This window comes from Micromonospora sp. 4G55 (genome assembly GCF_016803375.1).
In genome coordinates this window covers 1-1,155 of sequence record NZ_JAEVHN010000937.1, presented here as the reverse complement: position 1 = coordinate 1,155, position 1,155 = coordinate 1, and the positions used below count along the sequence as shown (strand labels likewise).

2 protein-coding genes are annotated in these 1,155 nt (G+C 71.6%); both read left to right on the top strand.

Annotated features, from left to right (window positions below; all coding sequences use genetic code 11):
- Nucleotides 1-230, top strand: a 230-nt coding sequence (locus JNW89_RS36320) for a phage holin family protein (protein ID WP_238452440.1), incomplete at its 5' end; no start/stop codon positions are given.
- Nucleotides 227-910 carry a DUF3618 domain-containing protein gene (locus JNW89_RS36315; protein WP_238452439.1) on the top strand — a complete coding sequence of 228 codons (684 nt, stop codon included), beginning with the start codon at nucleotides 227-229 and terminating at the stop codon, nucleotides 908-910. The genes JNW89_RS36320 and JNW89_RS36315, both read left to right, overlap by 4 nt.
- Nucleotides 911-1,155 lie beyond the last annotated feature (245 nt).

Genomic DNA, 1,155 nt, shown 5'->3' with positions numbered 1-1,155 from the left:
ACATGGTGGCGCTGTTCCTGTCCATCGCGCTGTGGCAGGCCCTGGACAACGTGATGGATTCGGGCCTGGCCGCGCTGATCGTGGCCGTGATCTGGGCGGTCGTCGCCGCCGTCCTCTACTCCATGGCCAAGAAGAACGCCGAGCGTATTCGCGGCCTCAAGCAGACCAACGACAGCGTGCAGCGCATCCCCGACGCGCTGAAGCCCCACCCGGAGGGAGTCACCCGATGAGCACCGATCCCGACCAGATCCGCCGGGAGATCGAGGCGACCCGCAACAGCCTGAGCTCCGACGTGGACGCGCTGGCGTACAAGGTCAGCCCCGGCCGCATCGTCGACGACCGTAAGCAGCGGGTGCGCAGCGCGCTGCAGAATGTGAGGGAAAAGGTTATGGGTAGCGCTTCCGACCTCGGCCACAGCACCGGCCACGCCGCCTCCTCGGTCGGCGACCGCGCCTCCTCGGCGGCCTCCACCGTCAGCGACAAGGCCCACTCCGCCGCCTCGACCGTCGGCGACAAGGCCCACTCGGCCGCCTCGACCGTCGGCGACGCCGCGCAGCGGGCGCCGCAGGTGATCCGGCAGAAGTCCGAGGGCAACCCGGTGGCCGCCGGCCTGATCGCCTTCGGCGTCGGCATGCTGGTGTCCTCGCTGATCCCGGCCACCCGCCGGGAGCAGGAGCTGGCCGCCCAGGTCAAGGAGAAGGCCACCGAGCACAGCGGGGTGGTGAAGGAGAAGCTGGGCGAGGTCGCCAGCGAGATCAAGGAGGAGCTGCGCGAGCCCGCGCAGCGCGCCACCGAGTCGGTGAAGGCCACCGCCCAGGACGCCGTCCACGCGGTCAAGGACGACAGCAAGTCGGCCGCCCAGGACGTCAAGGACCAGGCCCAGCAGTCCCGCGAACAGGTGCGGTACTGACCCGAGGCACCTACGTCGTACACCGCAGCTCGCGGCCACTCCCGGCTTCCGCCGGGGCGTGGCGCGAGTTGGTTTTGACGTCTGGATCCGCTCCGCGTCCGCGCCGGTGCGGGCGCCGGCGATCAGCGCGCGGTGAGGCGGCGGCGGAGGGTGTGTTCGAAGTGGGCGGCGCGGCGTACCCGGCCGTCGGCGTACCGGACGCCGCCGCGCAGGACCCGCCGGGCCAGGGCGAGCCAGGCGCAGGT